Genomic DNA, 17,741 nt, shown 5'->3' on the forward strand with positions numbered 1-17,741 from the left:
GTCCGGGACCGTGGCGCGACGGGCCCGATGAAGTCAAGCGGAAGGCGGCGGGGCGTATCGAACCCAATTTCAGTTCTTTCGGGGCGCCCCCAATTAACGCGCTGTTTAACGCCTTGGTGCTAGTCCTTGCATCTGGAACAGGCGGGCCCCGGCCCGGCAGGTCCGATCGTAATATTCCTGGGTATGCGTTGGGGGAGTCGAGATGGCGGTTGATTTGTCGATGCCGGTTCTGGTGGTGGATGACTACAGCACCATGATCCGTATCATCCGGAATCTGCTGAAGCAGCTTGGCTTCGAGAACATCGACGATGCCAGCGACGGTTCGGCAGCGCTGAACAAGATGCGCGGCAAGAAGTACGGGCTCGTGATCTCCGATTGGAACATGGAGCCGATGACGGGTTACGACCTGTTGCGCGAAGTGCGCGCGGATCCGAATCTCGCCACCACGCCCTTCATCATGATCACGGCCGAATCCAAGACCGAGAACGTGATCGCGGCCAAGAAGGCCGGCGTGAACAACTACATCGTCAAGCCGTTCAATGCGGCGACGCTGAAGACCAAGATCGAGGCGGTCTTCCCGGACATGGCGAGCGCGTAAGGCGCTTCGAAGCCATCAGGTGATTCGGAAAAGCCCGGGCTGGTCCCGGGCTTTTTGCGTTGGGATCGTCATACCGGAGCGGTGCGCGAGCACCGAGCTATGGTGCGCAATTGCGCACCTGAGAATCCCGAGATCCCCCGATGCGCAATTGCGTATCTGAGGTCTGGTCCTTCGGACCATCCCGGGATGACGGCTAGATCGTCACCACTTCAATTCGCGCATCAAGGCCTTAGGCGGGTGGCCGAACAATTCCATCACCGATGCCGGGTCGAGCTGGTCGAGGCCCTCGAACTCCTCGGCATGGATGCCGCGGGTCACGAACAGGCAGTCGATGCCGAACTCGCGCGCGCCGGTTAAGTCGGTGCGGACGGAATCGCCGATCGCCAGCACCTTTTTCCGGTCGATCGGGTGGCCCTGGCGTTCGCCGGCGAGCGCCATGGCGCGCTCGTAGATCGGCCGGTGCGGCTTGCCGTAGAAGATCACCTCGCCGCCGAGCTCCCGGTAGAGCTCCGCGATGGCGCCGGCGCAGTAGATCAGCCGGTCGCCGCGTTCCACCACGATGTCGGGGTTGGCGCAGACCAGCGTCAGCTTGCGCTCGCGGGCCTTCAGCATCATGCCGCGATAGTCTTCCGCCGTCTCGGTCTCGTCGTCATAGAGGCCGGTGCAGACGATGTAATCGGCTTCCTCCAGCGGAGCGGTCTTTGCATCGAGGCCGCGATAGATCGAGTTGTCGCGCTCGGGCCCGAGCCAGAACATCTTGCGGCCGGGATGCTCGGCGACATAGAGCCGCGTCAGGTCGCCCGAAGACACGATGGCGTCGTAGGTCTCGTCGGCGACGCCGAGCTTGCGCAATTGCCGCTGCACGCTGTCGGCCGGCCGCGGTGCGTTGGTGATCAGGATCACCGTACCGCCGCGGCTGCGATAAGTGTGCAAGGCTTCGCAGGCTTCGGGGAAGGATTCGAGGCCGTTATGGACGACGCCCCAGATGTCGCTCAGCACGACGTCGACGCCGCCCACGAGCTCACGCAGGCTTTCGGCGAAATGCAGCGTGGTCATGATGCGCGGGGCCGATCAGATGCGGCGCGCAAGCGCGGCGTTGCCGGTGATGCGTTGGGCCGCAGAAGCGGCTGACGTCGTGCCAGATTGCGTGCCTTGGCTGGGGGAAGCGGAGCCATTGGATCCCTGAATGTCCTGGTTCGGCGAGGCCCCGCCGGTAGCAGATGCCCCCTCCGGCCGCAATGGCCGGGGCGGCGCGAACAGGAAGCCCTGGCCGAACCGCACGTCGTAATCGAGCAGGTCCACGACCGCGCGCTCGCCTTCGATCCTTTCGGCGATCAGGTCGATGCCGAAGCGGCCGAGCAGGTCGGAGAGGTCGGATGGATGGATGTCCGAGGCCGAAGCCTGCCTGGGGTCGAGCAGCAGCGTCGCCGGCACCTTGATGAACCGCACCCCGCGATCGGCCAGCTCGCGCGGCTCGATCCTGAGATCCGTGACGTGGTCGATCGAGAAGCGGAAGCCGCGCTGGGCCAGCGCCGCGAGATTCTCGGTCTCGGCCGGGCCGAGATTGCGGAACGTCGATTGCTTGAACTCCAGCACCAGCGAGGGCGCCAGCGCCCGGTTGGCTTCGAGGAAGTCGAGGCATTGTGCGAAGGTGGTGGAATTGCCGAGCGTGGACGCGGCGACGTTGCAGAACACGCCGACCTCCTTGTTGCGCACCATCAGGCGCCGCAGCACCTGCACACAGCGCAGCATCACCATGTTGTCGATGCGCCCGATCAGCCCGGAGGCCTCCGCGATGCTGATGAACTCCTCGGCTGCGATCAGCTGGTCGCGTTCGTCGCGCAGGCGCGTCACCGCCTCGTAGAACCGCACCTTGCGCTGCGGCAACGTCACCATCGGCTGCAGGAAGATGTCGATGCGGTTCTCGTCGATGGCGTTGCGCAGCGTCGCCAGCAATTGAGTCTGGTTGCGCCCACCTGCCGTCTGAACCGGGCTGGAGCTCGGGGGCTGGACCGCCGGCGCCGGCCGCGGCTGCGCCAGCGCAGGCGGCGGAGCTGCGGGAAGCGGGGGAGGAGCGGCTGGCTGCTCCTCGAACGGCGCAACCAGGTCGATCGGCGCCTCCGGCTCGGACTTGAACTCGGATCTGGCGACCGGGGCGGGCGCCGGCGCGCTGCCGGCCAGCATGTCCTCATGGGCCGACACGGTGGTGGCGAGCTGTCTGACCAACCCGCCGAGCTCGTTGATCTCGCCGACCACCGACTGGATGCGGTCGGAGTTGGTCGAATTGGACGAGGCGATGCGGCCCTCGATCGCGGCGAGCCGCCGGCCGAACTCGGCCACCTGGCGGGCGAGGTCGGCCGTGCCGCGCGACAGGTCGGCGATCTGGCCGCCGACGTCGCTGCGGTCACGCAGCCGCATCGACACCGCATTGTAGAGGATCAGGAAGGTCAGCGCGGTCAGCGCCACGATCGCGGATTCGGTTCCGCTGATGCCGGCGACGGCGTAGAGGACAAGCCCGAGCGAGGCCGCGACCAGAACCATGCAGATGGCGATGAAGATCGTCGAAATGCGAATCATGCCGCGCGTTACGCCTTTAAGAGCTGTCTGCCTTACCCGGGAAAACACGGGTCGCCGTGCGATCCCGTCACGCCTCGTGCTTCCCCAAGCCGCGCAACCTTAACATCATTGTTGATTCGAGGGGATAGCGCCTCGGGCCTGCAAGTTCAGGCCCGTCGGGGAGTCAAGACGGCGCGGCGGCGCCGACGGTGTCGGCCGAGACGGCGTCGCGGCTGCCGAGCGGCTTGGCTGGCCCCTCGGTCGTGTCTTTCAGCGTCTGCCGCTCGATCTCCGAATTGAGCTCGGCGCCGAACATGATGACGATCGCCGACATCCACATCCACGTCATCAGGCCGATCGCTGCGCCGAGCGAGCCGTAGGTCGCATTGTAATTGGCGAATTCCGAGAGATACCAGGACAGCAGCGCCGAACCGGCGATCCAGAGGATCGCCGCGGCCACGGCGCCGAGGCTCAGCCATTGCCAGCGCGGCGCATCGCGGCTCGGCGCGAAGCGGTAAAGGATCGCGAGCGCCACGAGCAGGATGAGGAACATCAGCGGCCATCGTGCCAGCGCCACGATCAGCTTGCTTTCGGGCGCCATGCCGAGATGATTGAGCGCCAGCGGGAAGGCGACGACAACTCCGACCATCAGCAGCAGCGCCACGATGCCGCCGACCGTAAAGGCGAGCGACACCATGTTGAGCTTGATGAAGCCGCGCTTCTCGCGCTCCTCATAGGCGACATTGAGGGCATCGAAGATCGCCTTGACGCCGGCATTGGCGCTCCAGATCGCCAGCAGGAGGCCGAACAGGAAGGTGACACCGAGCGTCGTGTTGCCATGCGACACCACGCGGGCCACCTGGTCCTCGACAATCTGGAACGAGCCTTCGGGCAGCATCGTCGCAAGCGTGTGCAGATTGGCGCTGATCGTCGCGGGATCGGCGAACAGGCCGTAGGAGGAAACCAGCGCCGTCACCGCCGGAAAGATCGCGAGCAGCCCGAAGAAGACGACACCGCCTGCAGTCGCAAGCAGGCGATCCTCGTCGACGCGCTGATAGGTTCGCCAGAAGATGTCCTTCCAGCCGGCCCAGGGGATTGCGAACGGGCTCTTCGCATGGCGGCCGCGGCCGGGCTGCACGGCGGCGCGCGCCGGGTGCGTCTCTGGTGAGTTTGCCTCGCCCTTGCGGTGGTCCTGCGGCGGGCCGGACCGGAGCAGGTCAGAGTCCTGGAAGTAGCGCTCAGCCGTCAGCACGAAGACGGCCGTCGCCGCCACCAGCAGCCAGGAGTCGATCTGCTCGGAGCGCCGCACCAGCATCAGGCATCCAATCTATGACCGTGACGCCTGCGCCGCGCCGCCGTGAATCCCGCCAATCCAATCGCCGCGAGCATCAGACCGAGCTGCACGGGGCGGTTGGTATACGCCGGCCGAGCGCTTGCACCATGGCGGCGCTCGCCGGGCGCGAGCGGCGCAAGGGGAATTGTGGTGGCGACCTCTTTGACGGCCTGCTTGACCGTTCCGCGCGGAATCCGCGGCGTCGCGATGGCAACGCGCAACCGGCTGGTAAGTGGCACGATCGGCCTGGCCTTGCGCTTCATCTGCGCCATCGCCACCCCGGCGCAGACCGCCGCCAGCACCAGCAGCACGCCCGCGACGGCACCGAAACCCCAGAACTGCCCGTAGGTGATGGCGATCCAGCGGTACAGGGCGATCAGCCCGACGAAGAATGCCGCGATGGCGAACAGGCCCGCGACCGCGAACAGCCCGCCAGCCATTGCGTAGGATGTCACCTTGCCGGTGGCCTGGCTGGTCTGGTCACGCAGATAGGATTGCGCGGCGCGTTTGACGTGATTGAGCTTGAGCGCCATGCCGGCGCGCAGCAATTCGCCCGATGGCGCGAGCATCTGGACATCCTCCGAGAGCGAGAAAATTCGTTCGGGGGATGAACGTGGCCGAATTTGACTTGTTCCGACGGAGCTCCGTCCGTCCTGATGAATCAGCCGAGATCGGCGGCCGCGATCCAGAACACCTCGCCCTCGGACTCCTCGGTGTCGAGCCAGAGCAGCGGCAGTTCCGGAAAGGCCTCGTCGACCAAGTCCCGGCCACGGCCGATCTCGCAGATCAGCCCGCCGTCCGGCGTCAGGTGATCCGGCGCCTCGCGCAGGATCCGGCGCACCACGTCGAGGCCGTCGGCGCCGCCGTCGAAGGCGAGTTTTGGCTCGGCCCGGCATTCCGGCGGCAATGCCGCCATGCCTTCGGCATCGACGTAAGGCGGGTTGGTGATGATCAGATCGTATCTGTTGTTGCCGAGTGGGGCGAACAGGTCGCCGCGATACAGGCTGACCCGGTCCTCGAGCCCATACTCGCCGACATTGCGGGCGGCAACCTCGAGCGCGCCCTTGGAGATGTCGACGGCGTCGACCATGGCGTTCGGAAAGTGATGTGCGGCGAGGATGGCGAGGCATCCCGATCCCGTGCAGAGATCGAGCACGCGCTCGACTTCCGTGGGATCGTCGATCAGAGATCCGGCAGCGCCTTCGTTGCCGAAATGCGAATCCAGGAGCTCACCGATGAAGGAGCGCGGAACGATGACCCGCTCGTCGACATAGAAGGGCAGGCCGCGCATGTAGATCTTGTTGACGAGATAGGCGGCCGGTTTGCGCGTGGTGATCCGCTGGTGGATCAGATCGAGGACGGTCTTGCCCTCGGCAGCCGTGACGCGGGCGTGGGCAAAGGCTTCGAACTGCTCGGGATCGAGATGCAGCGCTTCGCCGACCAGGAACGCGGCTTCGGCCACCGGGTCGGTCGTGCCGTGGGCAAAGGCGAGTTCGGCCTCGACAAAGCGGCTCACGGCATAGCGGACGAAATCGAACAGCGTGACAAGCTCGCCGGGTCCCACTTTCGCGAGCTTCGGCGTAGCGCGGCCGCGCGCGGTCTTTTTTGCAGCTCTTGCCATCAGGATTTGGTCCAGCGTGCGGCGGCCTCGTCGTCACGGGCCTGGGCCTCGACCCAGCCGGTGCCGGAGGCGCTCTCTTCCTTCTTCCAGAACGGTGCGCTGGTCTTGAGGTAGTCCATCAGGAACTCGGCCGCCTGGAACGCGGCCTGGCGATGCTGCGAGGCGGTCAGCACCAGCACGATGTTCTGGCCCGGCATGAAGCGGCCGACGCGGTGGATCACGGTGACGCCGTTGAGCGGCCAGCGCGATGTGGCCTCGTCGGCGTGGCGCCTGATCTCTTCTTCGGCCATCCCCGGGTAATGTTCGAGCGTCAGCGCCGCGACCCTGGCGCTGTCGTCGTCGGCGCGGCAGATGCCGGAGAAGCTCACGACCGCACCGATATCGGTGCGGCTCTTGGTCAGGATCGCGATCTCGCGCGCAATGTCGAAATCGTCTTCCTGAATACGGATAGTGACGGGGCAGCTGGCGACAGGGGACGTCATGGTCTAGCCGCCGGTCATCGGCGGGAAGAACGCGATCTCGCGGGCGCCCGCGATCGCGGCATCCGATTTGACGTGGGTGTGATCAATCGCGGTGCGGATCACCTTCGGCTTCTCGAACGCGTAGGCATAGGCCTCGCTCTGGCCGGACAGCCAGGCGATCAGCTCCTCGACGGTGCGCACGGTCGCCGGCGGCTCGATGGTCTCCTCCGCCTTGCCGACGCGCTCGCGCACCCAGGCGAAATACTTCACCTTCATCCCTCGTCCTCCTTGATGAGGTGATGGATGCCGGCGCGGAAATAATCGTAGCCGGTGTAGATGGTCACGATCGCCGAGGCCCAGAGCAGCGCGAGGCCAAGCATCGAGACGACGGGCACCACCTCGTCGCCGGCGGGGCCGGCAAGGAGGAACCCGATCGCGACCAGCTGGACCGTGGTCTTCCACTTCGCAAGCTTGGTCACGGGCACGCTGACGCGGAGCGCGGCGAGATATTCGCGCAGGCCCGAGACCAGGATCTCGCGGCACAGGATCACGATGGCGGCCCACAGCGACCAGCCGTGGATGATGCCGTCGGCCGCCAGCATCAAGAGGCACGAGGCGACCAGGAGCTTGTCGGCGATCGGATCGAGCATCCGGCCGAAGGCCGATTGCTGATTCCAGATTCGCGCATAATAGCCGTCAAGGTAATCGGTCACCGCGGCGGCGATGAAGATGGCGACCGCGACCCAGCGCAGCCACAGCGGCTGATCCAGGATCGACTGCGCATAGATGCATCCGACCACGACCGGGATCGCGGCGATCCGGCCATAAGTCAGGATGTTCGGGAGGGACATCGCGCGGCTGGTGGTCCCTCGTGTCGTGGCGATGTTCATTCGTCCTACCAATACCGCTCAAGCCTGAAGGTCAACCGTTCCGCTCCCCAGATGGGGTGCGGGGTGCGACGACCATATGACCGCAGCCCCTTTAGTTCATCCCGGCTGGGGATGGAAATAGTCGAAAATTCTGCGAGCGCTCTCGGCGCTGACCCCCGGAACCTTGCCGAGATCGGCGATCGAGGCGCGTTCGATCTCCTTCAGGGTGCCGAAATGATGCAGCAAGGCTCGTTTGCGTGACGGGCCGATGCCCGGAATCTCCTGCAAACCGGCCTCGCGGATGTCCTTCTTGCGCAGCTTGCGGTGCGAGCCGATGACGAAGCGGTGGGCCTCGTCGCGCAGGCGCTGGATGAAATACAGAACGGGGTCGCGCGGCTCCAGCTTGATGGCTTCGCGCTCCGGCATGAACAGGGTCTCGCGGCCCGCATCCCGGTCCGGCCCCTTGGCGACCGACATCAGCGACACCTGGGTCAGGCCGAGATTGGCGAAGATCTCGCGGACGGCGTTGAGCTGGCCACGGCCGCCGTCGATGATCACGAGGTCAGGCCATTGCGGGAAATCGTCGTCCTTGGCCTTGGTGCCGGCGTCCTCGGGCGGATTGATCAGGCGCTTGAAGCGCCGCTCGAGGACCTCGCGCATCATGGCGAAGTCGTCGCCGGGCGTGATGCCTTCCGACTTGATGTTGAACTTGCGGTACTGGTTCTTCACGAAACCATCGGGGCCAGCGACGATCATGGCGCCGACCGCGTTGGTGCCCTGGATGTGGCTGTTGTCGTACACCTCGATGCGCTTGGGCGAATGTGGCAGGCTCAGCGTCGCGGCCATGGCGTCGAGCAGGCGGCTTTGCGTGGCGGTGTCGGCGAGCTTGCGGCCGAGCGCCTCGCGCGCATTGGTCAGGGCGTGAGCGACCAGCTCCTTCTTCTCGCCGCGCTTGGGTGCGGCGACCTCGACCTTGTGGCCGGCCTTGATCGCCAGCGCGTTGGCGAGCAGCTCGCTCTCCTCGATCTCGTGCGAGAGCAGGATGTTTCTCGGCGGCGGCTTGTCGTCGTAGAACTGGGCGAGGAAGGAGCCGAGCACCTCTTCGGGGGTGAACGACTTCTCCGCGCGCGGGAAATAGGCGCGGTTGCCCCAGTTCTGGCCGGTGCGGAAGAAGAACACTTCGACGCAGGAGAATCCGCCTTCCTGGTGGATGGCGAACACGTCGGCTTCCTCGACCGTGCGCGGATTGATGCCCTGCTGCGACTGGATCGCCGACAGCGCGGCGAGGCGGTCGCGGTACAGCGCGGCGCGCTCGAACTCGAGCTCACCGGACGCCTTCTCCATCTCGCCGGCAAGCTCCTGCTTCACCGCATGGCTCTTGCCGGACAGGAAGTCGCTCGCCTCGCGCACCAGCGTCGTATAGCCGCCGAAATCGATCTCGCGGGTGCAGGGACCAGCGCAGCGGCGGATCTGGTAGAGCAGGCAGGGCCGGGTGCGGCTCTCGAAGAAGGAATCGGTGCAGGAGCGGATCAGGAACGCGCGCTGCAAGGCCGTGATGGTGCGGTTGACCGCGCCGGCGGAGGCGAACGGGCCGAAATAGCGGCCGGGCCGGCTCTGCGCGCCGCGATGTTTCAGGATCTGCGGCGCCCAATGGTCGCCGGTGATCAGGATATAGGGGAACGACTTGTCGTCGCGCAGCTGCACGTTGAAGCGCGGACGCAGCTGCTTGATCAGGTTGGCTTCCAGCAGCAGCGCTTCGGTCTCGGTGTTGGTCGAGACGATCTCCACCGTCACGGTGGCGGCGATCATGCGCAGGATGCGCGCCGGCTGCGGCGCGCTCTGGCGCGCATAGTTCGACAGGCGCTTTTTGACGTTCTTGGCCTTGCCGACATAGAGCACGTCGGCATTGGCGCTGAGCATGCGATAGACCCCGGGCGAGGTCGGGGCGAGGCGGACCGCGCGCTCGATCGCCTCGTGACCGGTCGCCAGCGGCTCCTCGCCGACCGCGCCGCTCTCTTCGAGGATGTCGGGCAGCCGCGCCTCGTCCTCGTCGTCACCGCCGGTCGTCGCGGGATCGAGGTCGGGCGGCGTGTCGCTCGCGGCAGTCGGGGGCGGTTTGCGCGCGCGGTCGTCCGGATTGTCGGGGGAATCGTGAACCATGGGGCGAATTTAGGCGCTGGGGGTGCCGATTTGAAGTTCCGGCCGTGCGGCACGCACAGGACGGCGGCGCGGTTCCCGGTAACGCTTCCTTAAGGGTGTTAAGCGCGCGGTAACCCAGCTTAACAGCCCTTTAACTTAAAACTCTCGATAAATCTTACGCGAAAAGATGGTGGTTCCGTAACCATGCGGTTTGCCTCGCGCGGGGTGCGCGGGCGCCGCACCGGCGACGGCAGTTGCGTTGGAGTTAAGTGATGAGGGGGCTCATTTTGGGCGCGGCCGCGTTGGTCGCAGCCGGCTGGACAGCTTCGGCAGAGGCCGCGGATTTCAATTACGGCCAGCGTGCGCCCTATACCGTCAACCAGCCGCTCAATGCGTATAGCTGGGCAGGTCCCTATCTCGGCGGCAACATCGGCTACGAATGGGGCTCGGTCGACAACAATCCCTCAAAGCCGTCGGGCTTCGTCGGCGGCGTGCAGGCCGGCTACAATTTCCAGAACGGCCCGTTCGTGTTCGGCGTCGAGGGCGATATCCAGGCGGCCGGTGCCGACGATACCTTCGCCCCGTGGAAATTCTCCAATCCGTGGTTTGGCACCCTGCGCGGCCGCGCGGGCTATGCCTTCAACAACGTGCTGTTCTACGGCACCGCCGGTCTCGCCTTCGGCGAGCTGCGCGCGCAGACCTTCGGCTGGTCGGAATCGCACACCACCGCGGGCTGGACCATCGGTGCCGGCGCAGAAGTCGGCCTTGCTCCGAACTGGAGCGCCAAGCTCGAATATCTCTATATCGACCTGTCGACCAGTCAGTTCGCAATTACGGGCGTGTCAAACGGCTATAGCGCCAGCGTTGTTCGCGCAGGCGTGAATTATCGCTTCTGATAGCTGAAGAAGAAAATACCGGACAACAACTCCCGGCCGCTCGCGGCCGGGATTTTTTTCGCCAAGTATTTTTACGCCAAGTATTTTCGCGAAGTATTTTCGCGAAGTATTTTGCGTCAGGCCCGCTAGGAGAGAATGACCAGGTTGACCGCCTTCGGTCCCTTCCCCTTCTTGTCCGGCTCGACTTCGAAAGTAATGCGCTGTCCTTCCGCAAGGTCCTTCAGTCCGGCCCGCTCCACAGCAGTAATATGCACGAAGACGTCGCGGCCGCCGTCGTCAGGCTTGATGAAACCGTAGCCGCGTTCGCCGTTGAAAAACTTAACCGTTCCCGTCATGGCCATCGGGAAACTCCCCCTCATTGCTCCTCCGCCGCGACGCAGACTCACGTCGCGACATGACCGGGCAATACGAAGCCCGGGAGAGCTGGCCATCCTTGGGCGGACCGTAAGCGGTCCGGCCGGATCTTTCTTAGGCCTTCACTCCGCCGCAACCATTCGCGGAAGCGGAACGTAAAGCCAGTCACGGAAACAGCATAATACGGTTCTCTGCAGATTGACTACCGCTCCTGCATATTTTTCCCAAGAATGCCGGAGTGTTACGGTCTCTCCTTAAGGCTTGGGGATTAAGGCTTGGGGACCTCCAATCGGAATCTGGCAGCACCGCCCTGGCCGAGCGGTATTTCCAACTCGGGCAGGATGGTCTTCAGCTCGCCCTGCAGCGTGTAGGGCGGATTGACGATCAGCAGCCCGGTGGAGGCGAGCGCTCCGCCATCGAGCTGGGGCGCGACGCTGAATTCGAGGCGCAGGCATTTTCCCGGTGGTTTTGCTGCGGCTGCGAGCCGGGCGACCGTTTGGGCCAGCGCGTCGGTGGCACGCCGGCTCTTGGCCGGATACCAGATGAGATAGATGCCGGTCGGCCATTTCACGAAGGCGGCGGCGAAGGCTTCGCCCAGCCGCTCGAACTCGTCCTTGGCTTCGAAGGGCGGATCGATCAGCACGAGGCCGCGCCGCTCCTTTGGCGGCACGAAGGCCGGCAGAGCCACCCAGCCGTCGAGATCGACCACGCGGGCCTGTTCGTCGCGGCGCAGCGCGTCGATCAGTGCCTTGCGCGCCTTCGGCTCGAGCTCGCAGGCGACCAGCCGGTCCTGCGGCCTCAGCAGACCGCGCGCGATCAACGGCGAGCCCGGATAGGTTTTGAGCTCGCCCTTCGGGTTGAAAGCGCGGACGATGTCGAGATAGGGCTTGGCCAGCGCCGCGCTCTCGTTCGACAGCCGGGCCTGCATCAGCCGCGCGATGCCGGTCAGCCATTCGCCGCTGCGGCGCGCCTCGTCGCTGTCGAGATCGTAGAGGCCGGCCCCGGCATGAGTGTCGATGACGCGGAACGCCCCCGGCTTATCCTGCAGATAGGTGACGATGCGCGCCAGCACGATGTGCTTGATGACATCGGAGAAGCTGCCGGCGTGGAAGGCGTGGCGGTAATTCATGGGGGTAGGACTACGCCACGTGACGGCTCGAGCAAAGAGGCACAATCACGTGTCCTGGACGCGGTGCAGCGTGTAACGCTGCGCCGCCGAGCCGGGGCCGGTTTCTTGCGCGAGCCTCGGCCTCAACCACCCCTGATCGGCGGCATCGTCACCTGATCGCGGCGGCAGGCGCGGCGGTCGGTTTCCTCGCAGGTACGGAATTGCAGGTCCTTGCTGAGGCAGATGCGCACCTCGGAGAGCCGAGTGCGGTTACAGGTGACCGAGACGGCGGCATTGCTCAGGCCAGGATTGGCCTTGATGAAGGCCTCCTCGACCTCAGCCGGCGCCACGGACTTGGCCTGCGACAGATCGAGATATTCGGCCGGAATCTTGATCGCGGCGCGCGCTTTGCGGATCGTCTCGAAATAGCTGCGGCCCTCGAGGCCCGAGCAGGTGCCGTGCTTGTCCCATTCGTTGAAGATCAGCCCCGGCGCCGGCATCAGGTCGAGCATCGAGGAGACGATGTTGCGGTTCAGCCGCGGCGCGGGCCGCTGGCAATATTCCGGGAAGCCGTTCTCATATTGCGGCCACAGCCCATGCACCACGAAGGCATAGGGCCGTCCGCCGCACTGGATCTGGGAGCGGCCGCCACGCTCGGCCGCCTCCTCGCAGAACGAGGGCGACCATGACAGCGACAGCACATAGAAATCGAACTCGCCGGGCGCGTTCTGCCGTTTGTCCTGGGCCTTTGCGTCGCCGGCGAACGAGGCGAGGCTAGCCGCGAGGATCAGGGAAAGGGCCAGCGAGATCACGAGGCGGGAGAACGAATGCAATCTGGAATGAAACATGGCAACGCCCCTCAACTAGACTGTGCAGGAAGCCTAGCAGGCGAAAAGAACATTTCAAGAACAAAATTCAGGCGGCCGCCATTTGGCGGCTGACAGCGCCCGAATCAGGGCGCCTCGAGCTCAAGGCCTGGCGGCGCGGCAGGCCGGATTATAGGCCCAGTTGCGATCGACCCCGACCACGCACCATTCGACGCCGTTGCCGTAGCTGGCGAACCCGCCGTCCTCGATGATCGAGAAGTGCACCTTGCGCACCTTGCCGTCGGTGAGCATGGCCTCTCCGCTGCAATAGCGGCGCGGAATGTTGTCGGACTGCCAGGGCCGGTACGCGGTCTCGTGCACGGCGGAGAAGCCGGTGATCTTCAGCGAAGAATTCCAGAAGGTATATTCCTTCTCCGCGAACTCGCGCTGGATCCTCGGCAGAGCCCAGTCGCAATTGGCGACGTTGCCGTCATAGCGGGGTCCGCTCAGCCAGAAATTCAGCTCCAGCGGATTGGCGGCCCTGGCCTCGCCGAGCGTCACCGCCCCGAACATGAGGCCGAGCAGAGCGGCAAAGCGGAGCGATTTCAGGGAGGGGGCGCGCATGGTCAATCCGGACAGCTAAGGTCTTGCGAAGGTCGGACGGTGCCGTGAAGGCCGGGGGAGGTCAAGTGCAGCGCGGCAACACTTCGCCAGGAGTTGACCACAACATCGTGGTCGGCAGGGCTTCGGTTCTTTCCACTTCCATCCCGGCACCGTAAACTGGGGGCCAGCCAATTGGAGTGACGGGAATGCGAATCATTGCGGCCGCGGGTCTTCTCGCCAGCCTGGTTGTCTCGGGTATGACGGCGAGCCAGTCGGCGCGCGCCGACATCGTGCCGCCGTTCAAGGGCAATGACACCGGCGGGATCATCGCCTATTCGATGGCCACCCAGGTCGATGCACGTCAGGTCGCGGTCGATCACTGCGCGCGCTACCGCAAGGTGGTCAAATTCCTCAGCGTGCAGGCCTATGAGGGCGGCTACATCTCGTTCTCCTGCCGCTGGGTGCCCTATGGCGCCGCCGAGCAGCCGATCCGCACGCTCTACTGAGGCGTTGTCGTAACGCCGCAATCCAATAAGCCGGGAGCTTCTCGCATGACGCGCAAACTCGCTTTGCTCGGCTCGACGCTTTGTCTCGTGGTGTCGGCGGGGATTGCCAGCGCCGACGATCTGCCGGTGCGCAAGGCCGGTCTCTGGGAATTGAAGATGGTCCGCACCGGCGGGCCGGTGCCTGAGATGACCATGCAGCACTGCACCGACGAGACCGTCGACAAGGAGATGAACAACAACGTCTCGCCGATGGCCAAGCAGGTCTGCGCCAAGCAGGAGATCAAGAAGACCGCCACCGGCTATGTCAGCGATTCCGAGTGCAGCATTGCAGGCATCAGCACGACCTCGCATGCCGAGATCACGGGCGATTTCAATTCGGCCTATACGGTGAAGACCACCTCGCACGCGCAGGGCGGCGGCGCCGGTGCCGCGGGCCGCGACACCTCGATGACTCTCGAGGCGAAATGGCTCGGCGCCTGCAAGCCGGAGCAGAAGCCCGGCGACATCGTGATGCCCGGCGGCTTCAAGATGAACGTGCGCGACATGGACAAGCTGAAGGCGCTGCTGCCGAAGTAGGCGACGGCTATCTCAATACCAGCGCCAACGGACCGTCCTTGGCCGCCAGAGCCGACCAGCCCGGCTTGGCTCCAACTTCCAGGCTCGCGAAGTGGTCATCGCGTAAAAGGACTTTTGCGACGAGAAGTCCGCGAGCTTCATCCCACGCGACGTTGAAATCGTGAGCCGAGCCGGGAAACGAGAAGCGTGAGCCTTGGCTGACGAACGACGCAGGATTGGCGAACGGTAGGTTCGCGGGGTCGTGCCACTCGGGTTCCACCGGGGTTGGGCAACGATTATAGAGCCACACGTCGCTACAAATCTTCTCGTCCTTGCCGAGCATGTAGGCATAAGCGACCCTGCCATCATCCTCGATGATGACCGTGCTCTCATCGAATGGTGAGACGAATCTGGCTACGAATCCGTCCTTGCTACTCATAGTTTTTCTAACTCCGCAGGATTGGCGCGCTCGTAGTTGCGCTGCCTTTCGCTACACCGGAATCCGCACGCTCGCCCTCAAGCCGCCCATCGGGCTGTCGCCGAGCGTGATGTCGCCACCGTGGGAGCGGGCGATGTCGCGGGCGATGGCAAGGCCGAGGCCGGTGCCGCCTTCGTCCTGGTTGCGGGCATTGTCCAGCCGCAGGAACGGCTTGAACACTTCTTCGCGCAAATGCGTGGGAATGCCGGGTCCGTCGTCGTCGACCGTCACGGTCAAATAACGGTGATCGCGCTGGCCGGTGATGGCGATGCTCTTGCCGTAGCGTGCCGCGTTGGTGACGAGGTTGGCGAGGCAGCGCTTGAACGAGGCCGGCTTCACGGTGACGACCGGCAGGCCATGGAAGGCGACGGTCGCGGCATGGCCATGGCGCTCGGCATCGCCGCGCAGCTCCTCGAGCGCCTGCGCCATGTCGGTCGGCTGCGATTGCTCACCGGAATCGCCGCGCGCAAAGGCGAGGTAATCCTCCAGCATCATCGACATCTCGTCGACGTCCTTGCGCATGCCCTCGAGCTCGGGGCTGTCGCCGATCAGCGCCAGCTCGAGCTTGAAGCGGGTCAGGATGGTGCGCAGATCGTGGCTGACGCCGGCGAGCATCGCGGTGCGCTGCTCCATCGTGCGCTCGATGCGCGATTTCATCTCGAGGAAGGCGACGGAGGCGCGCCGCACCTCGCGCGCGCCGCGCGGGCGGAAGTTCGGCGCCTCGCGGCCCTTGCCGAAACTTTCGGCAGCGTCGGCAAGCCGCAGGATCGGCTTGATCTGGTTGCGCAGGAACAGCACCGCGACGATCAGCAGGATCGAGGAGGTGCCGACCATCCAGAACAGGAAGATCTCCGAGTTTGAGGCATAGGCAGCGCTGCGCTGCGCGAACACGCGCATCACGGCATCGTCGAGCTGGATGCGGATCTCGACCAAATTGGAGCGGCCGACCGTGTCGATCCAGAACGAGCGGCCGATCTGGCGGCCGAGCTGCACCGACAGCGTCTGGTCGAGCAGCGAGAAGAACGGCTTCGGTCCCGGCGGCGGCATGTCGCCGGCGGGCAGGAAGTCGACCACGAGGCCGAGCCGCTGCTGCGCGATGCGGCGGATCTCGGTCCGGTCCTTGTCCTGGGGGTAGCCCTTGTAGACGTCGATCAGTGCGGCGATGTCCTGCACCACCGCGGCCGACAACCGGCGCGTCACCGTGTTCCAGTGCCGCTCCATGAACACGAAGGCGACGACCGATTGCAGCACCACCATCGGCACGATCATGATGAGGAGCGCGCGGGCGTAGAGGCCGGTCGGCATCCAGCCCTTGAACGCGTTGCCCATCCAGCCATTGGCCGCCGAAACGCGGCCGGCGGCGCTCTTCAGAAGCGTCAGGCCGGTGTCGATCGTGCTCATCTGGCGCGCTTCACTTGATTTATGGCGAGGCCACCAGGCGGTAGCCGATGCCGCGTACCGCCTGGAGGAACAGCGGATTGGCGGGGTCGGTCTCGATCTTGCGCCTGAGGCGGTTGATCTGCACGTCGACGGCGCGCTCGTTGACGCTGCCATTGCCGGTCAGCGCGCTGCGCGGCACGGTCTCGCCCGGCGTCTCCGAGAGAATGCGCAGCATCTCGCGCTCGCGGTCGGTGAGGTGGATGACCTCCTCGCCCTGGCGCAGCTCGCCGCGATCGAGATGGTAGATGTAGGGACCAAAGGCGATCTTCTCGATCGTCGTGGCCTGCGGCGGCGGCGCGGCGCGCTTGAGGATGTTGTTGATGCGCAGCGCAAGCTCGCGCGGCTCGAACGGTTTTGCCACATAGTCGTCGGCGCCGATCTGCAGGCCCTCGATGCGGGCCTCCGCTTCATGGCGCGCCGTCAGCATCACGATCGGCACCGAGGAGGAGGTCCGGATGAAGCGCGCGAGATCGAAGCCGGTCTCGCCGGGCATCATGACGTCGAGGATCAGCAAGTCGAAATGCAGACCCAGCAATTTCGACCGTGCATCGCCGGCGCTGGCGGCCGTGGTGACGCGGTAGCCCTCGCCGGCAAGGAAGCGCGAGAGCAGATCGCGGATGCGGCGGTCGTCGTCGACGAGCAACAGATGCGGAGCATCGTCGGCCGGGCGCGCCGGTGCGCGGGCGAGAGTGGCGGCGAGCGTCACGGTTACTCCTTGGCGTCTTGGTTGACGGAGGCGAAGATCGTCTCGAGCACCTTGTCCGGATCGTCCCGATCGATCATCGCTCGCAGGAAGCGCTTGACCGTCTCGGCATCCTGCGGGCTCATCTCGGCGAGCGCCTTGGTGATCCGCGTGGTCTGCAGACCCGCGAGCTTCTGCACCAGCGCCTCGCCCTTCGGCGTCGCGTAGAGCAGGCGCTGGCGGCGGTCGTTGTCGCCGGTCTTCTGCACGATGTAGCCCTCGTCCAGGAGCTGCTTGAGCACGCGGCCGAGTGACTGTTTTGTGATGCGCAGGACGTCGAGCAGATCGGCGACCTTGAGACCAGGATAGCGGTAGACGAAGTGCATGACCCGGTGATGGGCCCGCCCGAAGCCGAAAGCCTCCAGCTCCTGGTCGGGATCGCCGACGAAGTCGCGATAGGCGAAGAACAGCAGCTCGATGATATCCCAGCGCAAATTGCCTCCATCGCCTGCGGCCGGCCGAGGCTCGGCGGCGTCTTGAGAGGGACTCGCGAAATTTATGTCAGGCATATTGACGTATCTTGGGTTCAATGTTACAAAACCATCAACCCGCACGAAATTTTAGATCGTTTCGCGGCGGGCGGCGTCGATGCAGGGACGGCGGAAAGAGCCGGACAGGCGACGACAGCCGGATCAGATCTACCGTGCGATTGTCGAGCGGCATTTCGGCAAAACAT

General features: G+C 65.0%; 21 protein-coding genes. 4 read left to right on the plus strand and 17 right to left on the minus strand.

All coding sequences use genetic code 11. The annotated features are described in order from the left end of the window. Nucleotides 1-202: 202 nt before the first annotated feature. Complete coding sequence (locus ML401_RS05695; RefSeq protein WP_008567674.1) at nt 203-598, plus strand: response regulator; 396 nt, start codon at nt 203-205, stop codon at nt 596-598. 201 nt (nt 599-799) lie between these two features. Here the strand turns inward: ML401_RS05695 and ML401_RS05700 are convergent, their stop codons facing one another. The 9 genes from ML401_RS05700 to uvrC all read right to left on the minus strand — a co-directional run bounded on the left by ML401_RS05700 (nt 800) and on the right by uvrC (nt 9,598). Further along, nucleotides 800-1,654: a TIGR01459 family HAD-type hydrolase gene (locus ML401_RS05700; RefSeq protein WP_028140142.1), complete on the minus strand. Its 855-nt coding sequence runs from the start codon at nt 1,652-1,654 to the stop codon at nt 800-802. Between the two features lie 15 nt (nt 1,655-1,669). Further along, complete coding sequence (locus ML401_RS05705; protein WP_285810538.1) at nt 1,670-3,175, minus strand: EAL domain-containing protein; 1,506 nt, start codon at nt 3,173-3,175, stop codon at nt 1,670-1,672. Between the two features lie 163 nt (nt 3,176-3,338). Then, on the minus strand, nt 3,339-4,469 hold the full coding sequence (locus ML401_RS05710; RefSeq protein ID WP_285810540.1) for a YihY/virulence factor BrkB family protein: 1,131 nt from the start codon (nt 4,467-4,469) through the stop codon (nt 3,339-3,341). After that, nucleotides 4,469-5,056: a phage holin family protein gene (locus ML401_RS05715; RefSeq protein ID WP_285810542.1), complete on the minus strand. Its 588-nt coding sequence runs from the start codon at nt 5,054-5,056 to the stop codon at nt 4,469-4,471. The genes ML401_RS05710 and ML401_RS05715 overlap by 1 nt, the downstream gene beginning before the upstream one ends. Before the next feature lie 92 nt (nt 5,057-5,148). Further along, the gene (gene prmB / locus ML401_RS05720) at nt 5,149-6,108 is read right to left on the minus strand and encodes a 50S ribosomal protein L3 N(5)-glutamine methyltransferase (protein ID WP_285810544.1); all 960 of its coding nucleotides are present in this window, start codon (nt 6,106-6,108) and stop codon (nt 5,149-5,151) included. Continuing rightward, entirely contained in the window at nt 6,108-6,590 is a 483-nt protein-coding gene (locus ML401_RS05725) for a molybdenum cofactor biosynthesis protein MoaE (protein ID WP_212067983.1), read from the minus strand. The genes prmB and ML401_RS05725 overlap by 1 nt, the downstream gene beginning before the upstream one ends. Before the next feature lie 3 nt (nt 6,591-6,593). Next, nucleotides 6,594-6,845, minus strand: coding sequence for a molybdopterin converting factor subunit 1 (gene moaD, locus ML401_RS05730; RefSeq protein ID WP_194406080.1), 252 nt, complete (start codon nt 6,843-6,845; stop codon nt 6,594-6,596). Further along, on the minus strand, nt 6,842-7,459 hold the full coding sequence (pgsA, locus tag ML401_RS05735; RefSeq protein WP_194406081.1) for a CDP-diacylglycerol--glycerol-3-phosphate 3-phosphatidyltransferase: 618 nt from the start codon (nt 7,457-7,459) through the stop codon (nt 6,842-6,844). The genes moaD and pgsA overlap by 4 nt, the downstream gene beginning before the upstream one ends. 96 nt (nt 7,460-7,555) lie before the next feature. Continuing rightward, nucleotides 7,556-9,598: an excinuclease ABC subunit UvrC gene (gene uvrC, locus ML401_RS05740; protein WP_211418499.1), complete on the minus strand. Its 2,043-nt coding sequence runs from the start codon at nt 9,596-9,598 to the stop codon at nt 7,556-7,558. Nucleotides 9,599-9,849: 251 nt separating this feature from the next. Here uvrC and ML401_RS05745 point away from each other — a divergent pair, with 251 nt between their 5' ends. Next, a complete protein-coding gene (locus ML401_RS05745) occupies nt 9,850-10,473 on the plus strand; it encodes an outer membrane protein (protein ID WP_211418498.1) in 624 nt (207 codons plus the stop codon). A 125-nt stretch (nt 10,474-10,598) separates the two neighbouring features. Here ML401_RS05745 and ML401_RS05750 read toward each other — a convergent pair whose 3' ends face one another. The 4 genes from ML401_RS05750 to ML401_RS05765 all read right to left on the minus strand — a co-directional run bounded on the left by ML401_RS05750 (nt 10,599) and on the right by ML401_RS05765 (nt 13,365). Next, a complete protein-coding gene (locus ML401_RS05750; RefSeq protein WP_008544396.1) occupies nt 10,599-10,814 on the minus strand; it encodes a cold-shock protein in 216 nt (71 codons plus the stop codon). A 281-nt stretch (nt 10,815-11,095) separates the two neighbouring features. Further along, a complete protein-coding gene (locus tag ML401_RS05755) occupies nt 11,096-11,956 on the minus strand; it encodes a 23S rRNA (adenine(2030)-N(6))-methyltransferase RlmJ (protein ID WP_194406084.1) in 861 nt (286 codons plus the stop codon). Between the two features lie 122 nt (nt 11,957-12,078). Further along, nucleotides 12,079-12,783: a ribonuclease T2 gene (locus tag ML401_RS05760; protein ID WP_211418496.1), complete on the minus strand. Its 705-nt coding sequence runs from the start codon at nt 12,781-12,783 to the stop codon at nt 12,079-12,081. Nucleotides 12,784-12,903: 120 nt separating this feature from the next. Beyond that, on the minus strand, nt 12,904-13,365 hold the full coding sequence (locus ML401_RS05765; protein WP_285810553.1) for a hypothetical protein: 462 nt from the start codon (nt 13,363-13,365) through the stop codon (nt 12,904-12,906). A gap of 185 nt (nt 13,366-13,550) precedes the next feature. On the opposite strand from ML401_RS05765, the gene ML401_RS05770 reads away from it, so the two are divergent. Both ML401_RS05770 and ML401_RS05775 read left to right on the plus strand, forming a co-directional pair. Then, a complete protein-coding gene (locus tag ML401_RS05770) occupies nt 13,551-13,850 on the plus strand; it encodes a hypothetical protein (RefSeq protein WP_194406087.1) in 300 nt (99 codons plus the stop codon). 45 nt (nt 13,851-13,895) lie between these two features. After that, nucleotides 13,896-14,426: a DUF3617 family protein gene (locus tag ML401_RS05775; protein ID WP_285810554.1), complete on the plus strand. Its 531-nt coding sequence runs from the start codon at nt 13,896-13,898 to the stop codon at nt 14,424-14,426. Nucleotides 14,427-14,433: 7 nt separating this feature from the next. On the opposite strand, the gene ML401_RS05780 is transcribed toward ML401_RS05775, so the two are convergent. From ML401_RS05780 to ML401_RS05795, 4 genes are read right to left on the minus strand one after another with little or no spacing between them, the layout of a single operon-like run. Beyond that, nucleotides 14,434-14,844, minus strand: a complete 411-nt coding sequence (locus ML401_RS05780; RefSeq protein WP_285810556.1) for a hypothetical protein — start codon at nt 14,842-14,844, stop codon at nt 14,434-14,436. A gap of 51 nt (nt 14,845-14,895) precedes the next feature. After that, nucleotides 14,896-16,284 (minus strand): ATP-binding protein, encoded by a 1,389-nt coding sequence (locus ML401_RS05785; RefSeq protein ID WP_194406089.1) that lies wholly within the window; start codon nt 16,282-16,284, stop codon nt 14,896-14,898. 19 nt (nt 16,285-16,303) lie between these two features. Then, on the minus strand, nt 16,304-17,029 hold the full coding sequence (locus ML401_RS05790) for a response regulator (RefSeq protein WP_194406090.1): 726 nt from the start codon (nt 17,027-17,029) through the stop codon (nt 16,304-16,306). A gap of 2 nt (nt 17,030-17,031) precedes the next feature. Then, nucleotides 17,032-17,574 carry a MarR family winged helix-turn-helix transcriptional regulator gene (locus ML401_RS05795; protein ID WP_211418493.1) on the minus strand — a complete coding sequence of 181 codons (543 nt, stop codon included), beginning with the start codon at nt 17,572-17,574 and terminating at the stop codon, nt 17,032-17,034. Between the last annotated feature and the right edge of the window lie 167 nt (nt 17,575-17,741).

The organism is Bradyrhizobium sp. 62B, assembly GCF_030272265.2.
Lineage (GTDB): Bacteria > Pseudomonadota > Alphaproteobacteria > Rhizobiales > Xanthobacteraceae > Bradyrhizobium.

What these genes read in the sequence shown, in the direction of transcription:
- ML401_RS05695 (WP_008567674.1), top strand. Translation starts at nt 203, where the DNA reads ATGGCGGTTGATTTGTCGATGCCGGTTCTGGTGGTGGATGACTACAGC.
- ML401_RS05700 (WP_028140142.1), bottom strand. Translation starts at nt 1,654, where the DNA reads ATGACCACGCTGCATTTCGCCGAAAGCCTGCGTGAGCTCGTGGGCGGC.
- ML401_RS05705 (WP_285810538.1), bottom strand. Translation starts at nt 3,175, where the DNA reads ATGATTCGCATTTCGACGATCTTCATCGCCATCTGCATGGTTCTGGTC.
- ML401_RS05710 (WP_285810540.1), bottom strand. Translation starts at nt 4,469, where the DNA reads ATGCTGGTGCGGCGCTCCGAGCAGATCGACTCCTGGCTGCTGGTGGCG.
- ML401_RS05715 (WP_285810542.1), bottom strand. Translation starts at nt 5,056, where the DNA reads ATGCTCGCGCCATCGGGCGAATTGCTGCGCGCCGGCATGGCGCTCAAG.
- prmB (WP_285810544.1), bottom strand. Translation starts at nt 6,108, where the DNA reads ATGGCAAGAGCTGCAAAAAAGACCGCGCGCGGCCGCGCTACGCCGAAG.
- ML401_RS05725 (WP_212067983.1), bottom strand. Translation starts at nt 6,590, where the DNA reads ATGACGTCCCCTGTCGCCAGCTGCCCCGTCACTATCCGTATTCAGGAA.
- moaD (WP_194406080.1), bottom strand. Translation starts at nt 6,845, where the DNA reads ATGAAGGTGAAGTATTTCGCCTGGGTGCGCGAGCGCGTCGGCAAGGCG.
- pgsA (WP_194406081.1), bottom strand. Translation starts at nt 7,459, where the DNA reads ATGAACATCGCCACGACACGAGGGACCACCAGCCGCGCGATGTCCCTC.
- uvrC (WP_211418499.1), bottom strand. Translation starts at nt 9,598, where the DNA reads ATGGTTCACGATTCCCCCGACAATCCGGACGACCGCGCGCGCAAACCG.
- ML401_RS05745 (WP_211418498.1), top strand. Translation starts at nt 9,850, where the DNA reads ATGAGGGGGCTCATTTTGGGCGCGGCCGCGTTGGTCGCAGCCGGCTGG.
- ML401_RS05750 (WP_008544396.1), bottom strand. Translation starts at nt 10,814, where the DNA reads ATGGCCATGACGGGAACGGTTAAGTTTTTCAACGGCGAACGCGGCTAC.
- ML401_RS05755 (WP_194406084.1), bottom strand. Translation starts at nt 11,956, where the DNA reads ATGAATTACCGCCACGCCTTCCACGCCGGCAGCTTCTCCGATGTCATC.
- ML401_RS05760 (WP_211418496.1), bottom strand. Translation starts at nt 12,783, where the DNA reads ATGTTTCATTCCAGATTGCATTCGTTCTCCCGCCTCGTGATCTCGCTG.
- ML401_RS05765 (WP_285810553.1), bottom strand. Translation starts at nt 13,365, where the DNA reads ATGCGCGCCCCCTCCCTGAAATCGCTCCGCTTTGCCGCTCTGCTCGGC.
- ML401_RS05770 (WP_194406087.1), top strand. Translation starts at nt 13,551, where the DNA reads ATGCGAATCATTGCGGCCGCGGGTCTTCTCGCCAGCCTGGTTGTCTCG.
- ML401_RS05775 (WP_285810554.1), top strand. Translation starts at nt 13,896, where the DNA reads ATGACGCGCAAACTCGCTTTGCTCGGCTCGACGCTTTGTCTCGTGGTG.
- ML401_RS05780 (WP_285810556.1), bottom strand. Translation starts at nt 14,844, where the DNA reads ATGAGTAGCAAGGACGGATTCGTAGCCAGATTCGTCTCACCATTCGAT.
- ML401_RS05785 (WP_194406089.1), bottom strand. Translation starts at nt 16,284, where the DNA reads ATGAGCACGATCGACACCGGCCTGACGCTTCTGAAGAGCGCCGCCGGC.
- ML401_RS05795 (WP_211418493.1), bottom strand. Translation starts at nt 17,574, where the DNA reads ATGCCTGACATAAATTTCGCGAGTCCCTCTCAAGACGCCGCCGAGCCT.